Origin of the sequence: Rhodococcus sp. PvP016, from assembly GCF_017832185.1 — a bacterium.
Classification (GTDB): Bacteria; Actinomycetota; Actinomycetes; order Mycobacteriales; family Mycobacteriaceae; genus Rhodococcoides.
This window is the reverse complement of record NZ_JAFIBH010000001.1, coordinates 3,811,204-3,825,001: the sequence shown is the minus strand read 5'-3', so window position 1 is coordinate 3,825,001 and position 13,798 is coordinate 3,811,204. Positions and strand designations below refer to the sequence as shown.

14 protein-coding genes are annotated in these 13,798 nt (G+C 68.2%); 9 read left to right on the top strand and 5 right to left on the bottom strand.

Features of this window, described 5'->3' with window-relative positions; genetic code table 11:
• Positions 1-27: 27 nt before the first annotated feature.
• On the bottom strand, positions 28-2,397 hold the full coding sequence (locus JOE30_RS17780; protein ID WP_204868296.1) for an FdhF/YdeP family oxidoreductase: 2,370 nt from the start codon (positions 2,395-2,397) through the stop codon (positions 28-30).
• A gap of 139 nt (positions 2,398-2,536) precedes the next feature.
• Between JOE30_RS17780 and JOE30_RS17775 the strand changes: the two genes are divergently transcribed.
• The 4 genes from JOE30_RS17775 to JOE30_RS17760 are packed head-to-tail and all read left to right on the top strand — an operon-like array spanning position 2,537 to position 5,084.
• A complete protein-coding gene (locus JOE30_RS17775; RefSeq protein ID WP_204868294.1) occupies positions 2,537-3,037 on the top strand; it encodes an SRPBCC family protein in 501 nt (166 codons plus the stop codon).
• 58 nt (positions 3,038-3,095) lie between these two features.
• Positions 3,096-3,926, top strand: coding sequence for a DNA repair protein RecO (gene recO, locus JOE30_RS17770; protein ID WP_204868293.1), 831 nt, complete (start codon positions 3,096-3,098; stop codon positions 3,924-3,926).
• Positions 3,877-4,683, top strand: a complete 807-nt coding sequence (locus tag JOE30_RS17765; protein WP_027505726.1) for an isoprenyl transferase — start codon at positions 3,877-3,879, stop codon at positions 4,681-4,683. The genes recO and JOE30_RS17765 overlap by 50 nt, the downstream gene beginning before the upstream one ends.
• Positions 4,680-5,084, top strand: coding sequence for a hypothetical protein (locus tag JOE30_RS17760; protein WP_027505727.1), 405 nt, complete (start codon positions 4,680-4,682; stop codon positions 5,082-5,084). The genes JOE30_RS17765 and JOE30_RS17760 overlap by 4 nt, the downstream gene beginning before the upstream one ends.
• A 1-nt stretch (position 5,085) precedes the next feature.
• On the opposite strand, the gene JOE30_RS17755 is transcribed toward JOE30_RS17760, so the two are convergent.
• Positions 5,086-5,490: a Fur family transcriptional regulator gene (locus tag JOE30_RS17755; protein WP_307806230.1), complete on the bottom strand. Its 405-nt coding sequence runs from the start codon at positions 5,488-5,490 to the stop codon at positions 5,086-5,088.
• Entirely contained in the window at positions 5,487-5,834 is a 348-nt protein-coding gene (locus tag JOE30_RS17750; RefSeq protein ID WP_027505729.1) for a metalloregulator ArsR/SmtB family transcription factor, read from the bottom strand. Before JOE30_RS17750 ends, JOE30_RS17755 begins: the two co-directional genes overlap by 4 nt.
• 202 nt (positions 5,835-6,036) lie before the next feature.
• On the opposite strand from JOE30_RS17750, the gene JOE30_RS17745 reads away from it, so the two are divergent.
• Positions 6,037-7,422, top strand: coding sequence for a glycine--tRNA ligase (locus JOE30_RS17745; RefSeq protein WP_204868292.1), 1,386 nt, complete (start codon positions 6,037-6,039; stop codon positions 7,420-7,422).
• Between the two features lie 3 nt (positions 7,423-7,425).
• Here JOE30_RS17745 and JOE30_RS17740 read toward each other — a convergent pair whose 3' ends face one another.
• Together JOE30_RS17740 and JOE30_RS17735 are read right to left on the bottom strand one after the other, a co-directional pair.
• Positions 7,426-7,857, bottom strand: coding sequence for an SRPBCC family protein (locus tag JOE30_RS17740; protein ID WP_204868291.1), 432 nt, complete (start codon positions 7,855-7,857; stop codon positions 7,426-7,428).
• A gap of 283 nt (positions 7,858-8,140) precedes the next feature.
• The gene (locus JOE30_RS17735) at positions 8,141-10,162 is read right to left on the bottom strand and encodes a TPM domain-containing protein (protein ID WP_204868290.1); all 2,022 of its coding nucleotides are present in this window, start codon (positions 10,160-10,162) and stop codon (positions 8,141-8,143) included.
• Positions 10,163-10,274: 112 nt separating this feature from the next.
• Between JOE30_RS17735 and JOE30_RS17730 the strand changes: the two genes are divergently transcribed.
• The 4 genes from JOE30_RS17730 to JOE30_RS17715 are packed head-to-tail and all read left to right on the top strand — an operon-like array spanning position 10,275 to position 13,792.
• Positions 10,275-11,189: an ABC transporter ATP-binding protein gene (locus JOE30_RS17730; RefSeq protein WP_204868289.1), complete on the top strand. Its 915-nt coding sequence runs from the start codon at positions 10,275-10,277 to the stop codon at positions 11,187-11,189.
• Positions 11,186-11,971: an ABC transporter permease gene (locus tag JOE30_RS17725; protein WP_204868288.1), complete on the top strand. Its 786-nt coding sequence runs from the start codon at positions 11,186-11,188 to the stop codon at positions 11,969-11,971. The genes JOE30_RS17730 and JOE30_RS17725 overlap by 4 nt, the downstream gene beginning before the upstream one ends.
• A gap of 34 nt (positions 11,972-12,005) precedes the next feature.
• Complete coding sequence (locus JOE30_RS21715) at positions 12,006-13,187, top strand: sensor histidine kinase (protein WP_204868285.1); 1,182 nt, start codon at positions 12,006-12,008, stop codon at positions 13,185-13,187.
• Entirely contained in the window at positions 13,184-13,792 is a 609-nt protein-coding gene (locus JOE30_RS17715) for a response regulator transcription factor (protein ID WP_204868284.1), read from the top strand. Before JOE30_RS21715 ends, JOE30_RS17715 begins: the two co-directional genes overlap by 4 nt.
• The last annotated feature ends 6 nt before the right edge of the window (positions 13,793-13,798 follow it).

The window sequence follows — 13,798 nt, the reverse complement described above, 5'->3', positions numbered from 1 at the left end:
GTCGCGACACGGTGGCCGGGTGGACACTCAGGACAGGTGCACAGGCTCCGTCTGAGTCTTGTGGTGCTCGTCGGAACGCATCGCGTCCTGGCCGCCGTGTCCCACTCCGGGGCTGCCTGCCGTGGCCGGACTCAACGAGACGACGATCGACTTCGACGTGGGGCAGTTGCTGTCGATCGCCGACGAGTCGAGCGGAACCAGAGGGTTGGTCTCCGGGTAGTAGGCGGCCGCGGACCCCTTGGGCGTCTGGTACTCGACGATCCGGAAGTTCTCGGCGACGCGGACCACGTCGTCGTCGTCCCACTTGGTGGTGATGTCGACGAAGTCGCCGTCCTTCATGCCGAGTTCGGCGATGTCGCCGCGGTTGACGAACACGACGCGGCGGCCGCCCTCGATTCCCCGGTACCGGTCGCTGAGGCCGTAGATCGTGGTGTTGAACTGATCGTGGCTACGGAACGTCTGCAGCAGAAGGTGCTTCGGCGGTACCTGCAGAGCCTCGATGGGCGAGACGAAGAACTCCGCGAGGCCCGACTCCGTCTGGAAGGTCCGTGAGTCCCGCGGCGGGTGGGGGAGAACGAAGCCTCCGGGGCGCCGAGCGTTGACCTCGTAGCCCTCGCATCCCGGAACCACCCGCGAGATGTGCTGACGGATGGTGCGGTAGTCGTCGCGCATGCCCTTCCAGTCGAGGCCGTAGCGGTCGCCGATCGTGGCTTCCGCGATCTGCGTGAGGATCTCGACCTCGGACTTGACGTGCGGGCTCGGCGGATCGAGCGGACCGCGGGAGGAGTGCACCGAGCACGTCGAGTCCTCGACGCTGATCCACTGCGGCCCGCTGGCCTGGATGTCCTTCTCGGTGCGGCCCTTGGTCGGCAGGATCAGCGCCACGTCCCCGGTGACGAGGTGCGAGCGGTTGATCTTCGTCGAGATGTGCACCGTCATGTTCGTCTTGCGCATGGCATCGAAGGTGACGGTGCTGTCCGGCGTGGCCTGGGCGAAGTTGCCGCCTAGACCGAGGAAGAACTTCACCTTGCCGTCGCGCATCCCGCGGATCGAGTCGATCGTGTCGAGACCGTTCTCGCGGGGCGGATCGAAGCCGAATTCCCTCTCGAGTGCGTCGAGGAAGTGCTTCGGCACCCGCTCCCAGATGCCCATGGTGCGGTCGCCCTGCACGTTCGAGTGACCGCGCACAGGCAGCACACCCGCGTTCGGCTTACCGATGTTGCCCTGAGCGAACGCGAGGTTGGTGATCTCCTTCACGGTGTTCACGGCATTGCGGTGCTGCGTGATGCCCATGGCCCAGCAGAAAACGGTGGCCTTCGAGTCGCGCAGGAGCTTCGCTGCGTCGGTGATCTGGCCTCGGGAGAGACCGGTGACCGTTTCGACCTCGTCCCAGTCGACCGCCGAGACGTGCTGCTTCCACAGATCGAAGTTGTTTGTGTACTTCTCGATGAACTCGTGATCGAGGGCGTCCCACTCGACCAGCAGCTTGCCGATGGCCTGGAAGAGTGCCAGGTCGCCGTTGATGCGGATCGGCAGGTGCATGTCTTCGAGATCGGTACCGGGGCCCACCATGCCGCGCGGCGTCTGCGGATTCTTGAAGTTGATGAGGCCGGCCTCGCGCAGCGGGTTGATCGCCAGGATCTTGGCGCCGTTCTGCTTGGCCTTCTCCAGCGCGGACAGCATGCGCGGGTGGTTGGTGCCCGGGTTCTGTCCGGCCAGGATGATGAGGTCGGCGCCGTACACGTCGTCGAGCACGACGCTGGCCTTGCCGATGCCCATCGACTCCTGCAGGGCGAACGACGTGGACTCGTGACACATGTTGGAACAGTCCGGCAGGTTGTTGGTGCCGTACGCGCGGACGAAGAGCTGGTACACGAATGCGGACTCGTTCGACGCGCGACCCGACGTGTAGAACGTGGCCTCGTCCGGGTGCAGCGAGCGCAGTTCCTCGCCGATGAGGTCGAATGCCTCGTCCCACCCGATCGCCTCGTAGTGGGTGCCGCCCGACCGCTTGACCATCGGGTGCGTGATGCGTCCCTGCTGACCGAGCCAGTGCTCACTGTGCGAGTCGAGGTCGGCGATGCTGTGGCGCGCGAAGAACTCCGGGGTGGCGCGGCGCTTGTCGGCTTCCTCGGCCACGGCCTTCGCGCCGTTCTCGCAGAACTCCGCGGCGTGGCGATGACCCGGATCCGGATCGGGCCACGCGCAGCTCATGCAGTCGAAGCCCTCGGCCTGGTTGAGCTCGAGCAGAGTCCGTGCTGTGCGCACCGGGCCCATGCGCTCGAGCGAGCGCTTCATCGAGACAGCGACGGCGGTCGGACCGGCGGCATGCGTCTTCGGCTTCTCGATCGACAGGTCGGCCTCGTCGTAGTCCCGAGAGTCGTGTGTGCGTGTCATCGATCCGTCACTCCTTCATATCGCGCGTGCCCCTCTGGTCGAGGGTAGTGCGCGGCGCCGACACGACCGGTCGGACGACGCGCTTCCTCTCCTGTCTACCCGCGCCGACGGTTCCGTACCCGTCGCCTAGCGTGAGGCCATGACGAGAACTCGCACCGTGTCCGATCACGTCGACGTCGCGGCGTCGCCCGACGAGGTCTACGCACTGGTCAGCGACCCGACGCAGACGCATCGGTGGAGCCCCGAGAACACGGGAGCGGTGGTGGACGAGCCGCGCCGTGGAGGTACCTACGAGGGCATGACGTTCGTCGGTCGCAACAAGCGCGGCCGGGCGACGTGGAGCACGCGGTGCGTGGTGACGGCCGCCGATCCCGCACGGCGATTCGCGTTCCGGGTGGAGGCCATCGGACCCGGCAAGCCGATCGTCCGCGCCCGGAACGCGAGCTGGGAGTACACCTTCGCACCCGTGGACGGCGGCACTCGCGTCACCGAGACGTGGACTGACGATCGGCCGTGGCCCGACGCGGTGGCCGCACTGTTCGACAAGGTGGCCACCGGGGGCAGTTCCTTCCCGTCCTTCCAGCGCCGCAACATCGCGCGGACGCTGGCGAATCTGCAGGCCGAGCTCGGCGCTCCCTGACCTCACCCGATCGTCCTGCGTGGGACAATGAGATGGTGCCGGCGAGCAGAGGTGGAGTGTGAGGTCGTATCGCGATCATGCCGTCGTCCTGCGCCAGCACAAGCTCGGTGAGGCCGACCGCATCGTCACGCTCCTCACTCGCCGCCACGGACTGGTGCGCGCAGTGGCGAAGGGTGTGCGCCGCACGACCTCGAAGTTCGGCGCCCGGCTCGAGCCGTTCGCCTACATCGACGTGCAGCTGTATCCGGGACGCAACCTCGACATCGTGACCCAGGTGCAGACCGTCGAGTCGTTCGCGTCCGACATCGTCGCCGACTACGGCCGCTACACCACGGGCTGCGCCGTCCTCGAGACCTCCGAGCGACTGGCGGGTGAGGAACACGCTCCGGCGCCCCGCCTGCATCACCTGACCGTCGGCGCGCTGCGCACCCTGGCATCCGGGGCCCGCGACTCGGAACTGGTGCTCGACGCGTTCCTGCTGCGGGCGATGAACTTCGCCGGGTGGGCTCCGTCGCTGGACGAGTGCGCGACGTGCGCTGCGCCCGGTCCGCATCGCGCGTTCCACGTCTCCGCCGGGGGAGCGGTGTGCACCCACTGTCGCCCCGCCGGGTCCAGCACACCCTCGATGGGTGTGCTCGACCTGATGTCGGCCCTGCAGAGCGGCGACTGGGCGGGTACCGAGGCGTCGACCGACTCGATGCGCGTGCAGGCGAGCGGTCTGGTGGCCGCGCACCTGCAGTGGCATCTCGAACGGCAACTCCGCACCCTGCCCTTCGTCGAACGCAGTGGCGCCGGGACCGCCGGGTCCGCGACGGTCCCGGAAACCTCGGTCGGGCAGGATGAGACCCGTGATCCGTCGAAGTCCACGCGAGCAGCCCACCCGGCGTGAGGTCCGTGCGCCCGATCCGCACCCGTCCGGAGCCCGCGCGCCGATCCTGCAGCCGGAGCTGATTCCCCGCCACGTTGCGCTCGTCATGGACGGCAACGGACGCTGGGCGCAGGATCGCGGACTGCCCCGCACCGCCGGCCACGAACGCGGCGAAGCCGTCCTCATGGACACGGTCTGCGGATGCATCGACATCGGCGTGCGGTGGCTGTCCGCCTACGCGTTCTCGACGGAGAACTGGCGCCGCAGCCCGGACGAGGTGAAGTTCCTCATGGGCTTCAACCGCGACGTCATCCGCCGTCGCCGCGACGAGATGCACGAGATGGGGGTGCGCGTCCGCTGGGCCGGACGCCGACCTCGTCTGTGGCGCAGCGTCATCAACGAACTCGAGACGGCCGAGGAGCTCACGAAGGACAACACCGTCATGACGCTGACGATGTGCGTCAACTACGGAGGCCGCGCCGAGATCGTGGACGCAGCCCGCGAGATCGCCCGTCGCGCAGCAGCCGGACAGCTCGATCCCGACAAGATCTCCGAGGCGTCCTTCGCGAAGTACCTCGACGAGCCGGACATGCCCGACGTGGATCTCTTCCTGCGGCCGTCCGGCGAGCAGCGCACGTCCAATTTCCTGATCTGGCAGTCCGCCTACGCGGAGATGGTGTTCCAGGAGAAGCTCTTTCCCGATTTCGACCGCCGCGACCTGTGGGCCGCGTGCGTCGAGTACGCCTCGCGTGACCGCAGATTCGGTGGTGTCAAATGACAGAGCAGGACATCGTGGCGGCCCTGCAGGACCGGGCCCGGCTGGCACTCGGACAGTTCGCGGACGTGTCCGTGGGCGACGACGGGTCGCTCGGCTTCAGCTACGCGGGCGCACTCTGCTCACTGCGTGCGGTCGCTCTGAGTCCGGGGCTCGAGGTGCTCGCGCTGACGGCCGTGCTGGCCTGGGACCGTCCGTCGTCGGGCACGCTGCGGGCGCGAGTGGCGGTGCGCAACAGCGAGTCGCAGTTCGGCTCGATCTCGCTCACGACGCACGGGTCGCAGGCCGACGTCGTGATGCGCTACACGTTCCCGGCGTCGGGTCTCGACGACGAACCGCTCATGACGATGCTCGTCCTGGTGCTCTCGGGTGTGGAGAAGGCGCGCGTCGGCCTCGTGCCGTGATCTAGGGGGCGGCGCACTCGCTGCAGGTGCCGAAGATCTCGGCGGTGTGGCTGACGTCGCGGAACCCGTGCTTGGAGGCCACCGATGTGGTCCAGCGCTCCACGGCGGCACCTTCCACCTCGACGGTGAAGCCGCAGCCGCGGCACACCAGATGGTGGTGGTGACCGTCGGAGCACCGGCGGTAGACGGACTCACCGGAATCGGTCCGCAGGACGTCGATGGTGCCGGCGTCCGCGAGGGCCTGCAGGGTGCGATAGACGGTGGTGAGGCCGATGCCGTCGCCACGCTTGCGCAGTTCGTCGTGCAACTCCTGCGCGGACCGGAACTCGTCGACGGTCTCCAGCAGTTCGGAGATGGCGCTGCGCTGCTTGGTCGAGCGCACACCAATGGTGCGAGGGGCGGTCACGAGTGGTTCTCCTCCTGAGCGTGGGCGACGGCGTCGACGACGATGTGGGCGAGGTGGTCGTCCACCAGGCGGTACAGGACCTCGCGTCCGGCTCGCTCACCGCGGACGACGCCTGCGGCCTTGAGGACACGCAGGTGCTGGCTGATGAGGGGCTGCGTCACGCCGAGCGCGCCGACCAGCTCGTGCACGCACCGCTCCGATTCCCGCAGCTGCAGCACGATCGCGATGCGCACCGGCGCGGCGAGTGCACGCAGCAGGTCGCCCGCGCCGCCCAGCACGTCCTTGGACGGCAGCGGAACGGGGCTCGGGGCCGCGGGGGGGACCACCGTGTCGTCGATGCTCATGAAGGTCCTCCTGCACTGTCGGGTGGTGCTTAATGGAAACAGTAACCACTTTCGACATCTACTCTGATATGCGCGGACGTGCATGTCAACTCACCGGTGCTCGAAGGCCGGGGCGTCGCCGGATAGTCTGATGTGTCGCGAGCCGAGGGACACCCCCTCGCTCGGCAGTACTACCGACCACCCGAGATGGAGAGCTGGCCCCGTGGCACCGAAGTCCAAGATCGATACCGTCGCCAACCTGGCCAAACGCCGGGGACTCGTCTACCAGTGTGGCGAGATCTACGGCGGAACCAAGTCGGCCTGGGATTACGGCCCCCTCGGCGTGGAGCTGAAGGACAACATCAAGAAGCAGTGGTGGCGCAACATGATCACCAGTCGCGAGGACACGGTGGGTCTCGACTCCTCGGTGATCCTGCCGCGCGAGGTGTGGGAGGCGTCCGGCCACGTCGAGACGTTCTCCGACCCGCTGGTGGAGTCGCTCCACACCCACAAGCGCTACCGCGCCGACCACCTTCTCGAAGCGTACGAGGAGAAGCACGGCCACCCGCCGGAGAACGGACTCGCCGACATCCGCGATCCCGAGACCGGCGAGCCCGGCTCGTGGACCGAGCCGCGCGCGTTCTCCGGACTGCTCAAGACGTTCCTCGGACCCGTCGACGACGAGGCGGGCCTGCACTACCTCCGCCCCGAGACGGCGCAGGGCATCTTCGTGAACTTCGCCAACGTGCTCACGACGTCGCGCAAGAAGCCGCCGTTCGGCATCGGCCAGATCGGCAAGAGCTTCCGCAACGAGATCACGCCCGGCAACTTCATCTTCCGCACCCGCGAGTTCGAGCAGATGGAGATGGAGTTCTTCGTCAAGCCCGGCGAGGACGAGCAGTGGCACCAGTACTGGATCGACTACCGCATGAAGTGGTACACCGATCTGGGCATCGACCCGGAGAACCTGCGCCTGTACGAGCACGCGCAGGAGAAGCTGTCGCACTACTCCAAGCGCACCGTGGACATCGAGTACCGCTTCGAGTTCCAGGGCAGCGCGTGGGGTGAGCTCGAGGGCGTCGCCAACCGCACCGACTTCGACCTGTCGACGCACTCGAAGCACTCGGGCACCGACCTGAGCTTCTACGACCAGGCCAACGACGAGCGCTACACCCCGTACGTCATCGAACCTGCTGCGGGACTGACGCGTTCGCTCATGGCGTTCCTCGTCGACGCGTACCACGAGGACGAGGCGCCCAATGCGAAGGGCGGCGTGGACAAGCGGACGGTGCTGCGACTCGATCGTCGACTGTCGCCGGTCAAGGCCGCCGTGCTCCCGCTGAGCCGCAACGCCGATCTGACGCCCAAGGCCAAGGACCTCGCGGCGACTCTGCGGCAGAACTGGAACGTCGAGTTCGACGACGCCGGCGCCATCGGTCGCCGCTACCGTCGCCAGGACGAGATCGGCACCCCGTTCTGCATCACGGTCGACTTCGACACGCTGGACGACCATGCGGTCACCATCCGCGAACGCGACAGCATGGCCCAGGAGCGGATCGCCCTCGACCAGGTCGAGGGCTACCTCGCCACCCGGCTGCTGGGCTGCTGACCGCTACTTCTGCAGGGCAGCGGTCATCTGCTCCTCGGTCTCTTTCCCGACCCGCTCGAAGGCGACGCCTGCGAGCGGGTCGGCCAGTTTCGCGAGGCCGTTGAACTCGATGTTCGCGTGATAGGTGATCTCCGTGGAGTTCGGGCCGGCTTCCGACAACGTGATGTCGTCGATGCTAGTGGCGGTCTTGTTGGTGCCGCGCAGCACGATGTGTCCGGGCTCGTCGACCTCGAGGCGGTAGGTCAGCTCCGTCGAGATGCCGTACAGCTTCGACGTGTTGTTCCACTCGGTGCCGACGGCGACCGGTCCGGGCGTGGACTGCGTGCACTCCACGGTGCCCGGGTCCCACTCGGTGGCGTTCGCGAAGTCGCGCAGGTACGCGGCGACGTCCGCTCGGGCGCGGGAAACGGTGAACGTGCGGGTGACATCGACCATGGGTGGGGCTCCTGATGCTAGGTGGGTGACTCCAGAGTGCCCGTTCGCGCGCAGTGCTGAAACACCACCTCAGCGGACACAGGAGCGCTGCTGGTACTCCACCAACCGGCGCTGCACCGACACGGGCACCGGGATGCGGGTGTAGACCGGCGCACCGTCACCCACTGCGATCCACGCGGGGAACACGGCTCCGTGTCTCGACCGGGCGTTTTGCTCCTCTCGCGCGCAGAATCCGCGGGATCCAGCGCGTAGTCGCCGCGAGCGGAGCATCACGGTCACCCGATCAGAAGCGTCCGCCGGACGAGCGTCCGATGCGTCCCGAGCTCCCCGATCCACCGAACGATCGTGGGCCGCCGCCGAATCCGCCGTACCCACCGCCGCGCCGGTTGCCGTACGACCGACCACCCGAGAAGCCGCCGCGAAGCACACTGTCGATCAGCACTCCGGTCAACACACCTCCAGCGGACGAGGAGCTGCCGAATCCGCCGCTGTGGCGCGGGCGTTGCGTCGCTTCCCATTCCGCGACATCGGCCTGCGCCAGATGCGAAGCCTGCGCCGCCATGGACAGCGCCGCAGCCGCATGCTGCAGCGCACGCGGAGCATCGGTCGCGGCGAGCTGTTGCGCTGCCTGCACGTGCCGCTCCGCCTCGGCCAGTCGTGTGCGGGCCTGTACCTTGACCGCTCCGCTCCGGGCACCGATGTAGTCGCCCGCGGCACGGACCTGCGCCTGGGCCGACCCCAGATCGCGGTCGAGCCGCGCCCGCGCATGGTCGTCTTGCTCCTTCGACTGCGCCGCGGCGGCGAGGGCGCGGTCGAGTTCCGCGTCGGCCGCGACGAGAGCGTTCATGGTGCCGAGCGGGTCCTGAGTACCGCGTGACTGCGCTTGATCCAGAGCTGTCGCTACGGCGGCCCTCGCGGCGGCCAGCGGGTCGCCGCCGTGCTCTGCGAGACGGTCGGCCGACGCGATGTCCGCTCGGGCGTCCTCCATCGCTGCGGGCAGCCCGTCCCGTGCCGCGGTGATGTCACCGTCCGCGTGTTCGACCGCGTCGAGAAGCGACCGCGCTCGCGACAGAGCGCTCTCCGCGGTGCGGACCGCGGCGACGACCGGACCCTGATGCCCGACGGGTTGTGCCGCGGCGTCTCGTCCGTCGTCGATGCTGTTGTCCGCCAGTGCCAGCTGTTCGCGGGCAAGGTCCACGTTCTGTGCGACAGGTGCCAGGACGGCGGCGTCGTACCGCTCCCGCAGCGATGCCAGAGTGGCCGCGGCCGAATCGAGCCGGGCCGTCTGCTCCACGTGGGCGCGGGTAAGGGCGTCCAGGCGCGCGTCGGCGTCTATGAGCAGATTGCGGATCTCGTCGAACTCGGCCACCTTCTCGTCCAGTCGGCGGTCGGCGTCGCTGCACGAGGTGATGATCGCCATGAGCATCTGCCGGCGCTCGTCGGGTGACTCGGGAATGGCGTCGTCCAGACGCTGGCGAATCGCGAACGCCTCGGAGAGTGCGCGTCGGGCGCCGTCGAGGGCATCGACGAACGGTCGGGCCGCCGCATCGCCCAGTTCGCCTGCTGCGGTGGACAGCTCGTCGGCGCTCGCACGGATGGCCTCGTCGGTTTCCACGAGCAGGGCGCGAGACCGCTCGTCCAGCACGTCCAGCGGCAGTGACGCGAAGGCAGCGGGATCGCTGCCGTCGAGTTGCTCGGCGGCCTCGAGTGCGTCCTTGCGGCGTCGCTTCGCCCGCAATCTGGTGAAGGCGAAGGCCCCCACCACGATCAGGAACACGACTCCGACCGCGACCCACAGGCCGGCCGAACCCGATCCGGACGTGGACGACGCCTTGCCCAGGCCGGTCGCCGCCGCGGTCGCCGCGCCGGCCCAGTTCTCTTCGCGCAGAGCCGGTTCGATCGACGACTGCTCAAGTTCGGAGATCTCGGAATCCGAGATGCTCGACAGGGCCTGCGGCACGTTCAGCGTGTAGGCACGGGCCTCCGTCGCCACCGCCATCAGGACATCGCGACCACCGAAATCACTGATCGTCGCGGTGCGATCGCCCCACGTCGTCGCGGTCTGGCCGGAGAAGTCGTCGACGAAGACGACCCAGAGCCGGAAGCCCTGCTGGTCGTAGAGCGAGTCGACAGCCGACTGCACCTCCGACAGCTCGCTCGGGTCGAGGGCGCCCGTAAGGTCGCTGACCTGTTCGGGAACCCGGAACGGCTGCTCCGCGGAGGCGACGGCGGACGGCAGCAGCGCGGCCGACAGCAGCATGGTCGCCGCGGCAGCGGCGCGCAGGAGAACTCGAGCGCTGGTCATGGTGGGAACCTACCGGGCCGCCGTCTGCCGCGAGTACCCATGACAAGTGTCACCTCGGAGTCGTGACGCTCGGACGAGGGTCGGGGTGCCGGAACGGAGCATCGTTCCGTACATGACCACACCAGCGATCCACCTCGACCGCCTCCGGAAGTCGTTCCCCGGTCCCGGCGGTACACGTGTCCAAGCAGTCGACGACGTGTCGCTCGTCGTGCACCCCGGCGAGATCGTGGCGTTCCTCGGTCCGAACGGAGCCGGCAAGACGACCACGATCGACATGATGCTCGGCCTCGGGCGCCCCGACGACGGAACGGTGTCCCTGTTCGGGGAGTCCCCGCAGGACGCCGTCGCCACCGGGCGCGTCTCCGCGGTGATGCAGAGCGGGGGACTCCTGAAGGACATCACCGTCGAGGAGACCGTGCGGCTCATCGCGACTCTGTACGCGTCGACGAGACCGGTGTCGGAGGTGCTCGCGCGGGCCGGCATCGCCGACATCGGTGGCCGCATGGTGGGCAAGTGCTCGGGCGGGCAGCAGCAACGCCTGCGATTCGCCCTCGCGTTGCTCCCCGATCCGGACCTGATCGTTCTCGACGAGCCCACCACCGGAATGGATGTCGAGGGCCGCCGCGAGTTCTGGTCGGCGATGCAGGAGGACTCCTCGCGCGGCCGGACCGTGCTGTTCGCCACCCACTACCTCGACGAGGCGGACGCCTACGCCGACCGCATCGTGTTGATCCGCGACGGTCGCATCGTGGCCGACGGCACCGCCGCCGAGATCAAGAACGTCGCGTCCGGTCGCCGCGTGTCCGCGGTGCTGCCGGGGGCCGACGCCGCCGAGTTCCTCTCGATTCCGGGTGTCGACGACGTGGAGATCCGGGGTGACCGCCTGACCGTCCACGCATCGGACTCCGACCAGGTCGCCCGATACCTGTTCGGACACACCGAAGCCCGCGATGTGGAGATCGTCGCGCACACCCTCGAAGACGCTTTTCTGACCCTCACCACCGACACCGCCGGGAGCCACGCATGACCACCACAGGATCGCTCGTCCGTTCTCGCTCACTGCCCGCCCACGGTGGGTTCAACGCAGGCTTTCTCGCACTCGAGATGCGGCGGATGCTGCGGAACCGACGCACCATCGTGTTCGCGCTCGTGGTCCCGCCGATCTTCTTCCTGATCTTCGGATTGCAGGGCGATCTGAAGACCGAGTCCGCCGGGTCGGCCAACGTGACGGGATACGTCATGGTCAGCATGGCGCTGTACGGGGCGATGCTCGCCACGACGAGCGGCGGCGCCATGGTGTCCATCGAGCGAGGGTTGGGCTGGAGCCGACAGCTCAGGCTCACACCGCTCACGCCGACGGCGTACATCGCGATCAAGGTCGTCGTCGCCATGGCACTCGGACTGGTGTCCGTCGCCGTCGTGTTCGCTGTCGGCGCGGCAACCGGAGCAACACTTCCCGCGGCCGCCTGGGTCGAATGCTTCGTGCTCGCCTGGATCACCTCGATCGTGTTCGCCGCCTTCGGGCTCTTCATGGGCTACCTCCTGCCGTCGGAGAACGTGATGCAGATCCTCGGTCCCGGCCTGGCCGTCCTCGCCTTCGCCGGCGGGTTGTTCGTCCCCGCCAGCGGATGGTTCGAGACCGTGGCCAAATTCGTCCCCACGTACGGTGTGGCCACGTTGGCGCGGTCGCCGCTCGGCGACACCAGCTGGTCCTCGCTGATCGAGGCGCTGGTCAACGTTGCCGTCTGGACGGCGATCTTCGTAGTCGGCGCGATGACGATGTTCCGTAAGGACACCGCCCGCGTATGACACGGACGAGGGCAGCGGGTCTAGCGTGGCAGCGGTGAGCAGGACCACCGGTGCCACGCTGTACCGATCGCTATGGTCGCACTTCGTGATCGAGCCGCGCGAGGTGAACCTCGACGACAGCGAGGGCACCCGGCTACGGGATGCCGTGCGTCGCGGCTGGGTCTTCAGCGCTGTCTGGCTGATCTATCTGATCTACCCGGTGCGCGCCGTGGCCGGTTACGACGGTCCGGTGGCCTGGAAGATCGCGGCAGCGTTGTCGCTGATCGCCTTCGCCGCCGTGTTCCTCGGTGGGTTCCGCGATTTCCGTGGCCGCTTGCACGCCGCGGAGGACGTGCGGGTGCCGCGGCAGTGGGCCGTGGTGGTGACCCTGATGCTCCTGCTGGTTCCCGCTGCCCCCGCCGCCGGCGACTCCGTTCTGACCGGGTGCGTCTTCGTCGCGGTTCTCGCGGTCATGACGCTGCCGCGCCGGTCGGCTCTGGTGGTGCTGGCTGCGAATTTCGTTGCGGTCGAGGGTCTTCCTCGCATCGTCCCGAGCTGGACGCCGGACGACTCCGCAGGGTTCACACTCGGAGTCGCGGCCTTCGCCGCGTGGGGGATCAGTCAGCTGGTCGCCCGCAACATCCAGTTGAACGAGGCGCGTCGTCGCCTGTCGGACCTGGCCGTCGTCGAGGAACGCGAGAGAGTGGCCCGCGACGTCCACGACATTCTGGGTCACTCGTTGACCGTCATCACCGTGAAGGCGGAACTCGCCGGTCGACTTCTCGAGCTGGATCCGGCGCGGGCCGCCGCGGAGATCGCCGACGTCGAAAGTCTCTCGCGTGCAGCATTGGCCGATGTACGGTCCACCGTCGGAGGCCTGCGCCACCTGCGTCTCGAGACCGAGCTGCGGGGAGTCCGCAGCGCGGTCGAGGCGGCCGGAATGGTGGTGCACATCGAGGGTTCCGCGGCGGGTGTCGACGAGGACTGTCGTGAACTGTTCGCGTGGGCGATGAGGGAGGCGGTGACCAACGTGGTGCGCCACAGCAAGGCAACGGAGTGTCGTATCCGCCTGGATCCACGTCGTATCACCGTGACGGACAACGGGGTCGGACCTCAGGGTAAATCGACGGGAACCGGTCTGAGAGGTCTGTCCGACCGTGCGGACGCACTCGGCGCCACCGTGCGCGCCGCACGAGGGAGTGACGGCGGATTCGTACTCACGGTGACCGCGCCATGACGATCCGCCTACTGCTTGCCGACGACCAGGCCCTGGTGCGCGGTGCTCTCGCGGCGCTGCTCGGACTCGAACACGATCTCGATGTCGTGGCCGAAGTCGGGGGCGGCGACGAGGTCGTTCCCGCGGCTCTCGAGCATCGACCGGACGTGGCGCTCCTGGACGTCGAGATGCCGGGCGGCGACGGCATCGTCACCACCGGACTTCTACGGGCCGCGCTTCCGACCTGCCGTGTCCTCGTGGTGACGACGTTCGGACGGCCCGGTTACGTCAGACGTGCGATCGACGCGGGGGCCGGCGGATTCGTCGTCAAGGACACTCCCGCCCGCCAGCTCGCCGAGGCCGTGCGACGGGTCCATGCTGGCCTGCGGGTGATCGATCCCGAGCTCGCGACGGAGACTCTGACCGCGGGCACCTCACCCCTGACTGCGCGTGAGCGGGAAGTTCTGTCGGCCGCCAGGGCGGGCACCACCGCGGCCTCGATCGCGTCGGCGCTGCACCTGTCCGAGGGCACTGTGCGCAACCATCTGTCCGCCGCCATCGGCAAGACGGGCGCCACGACGCGTGCCGAGGCCGTGCGGACAGCAGTGGACAACGGCTGGCTCTGAAGGCGC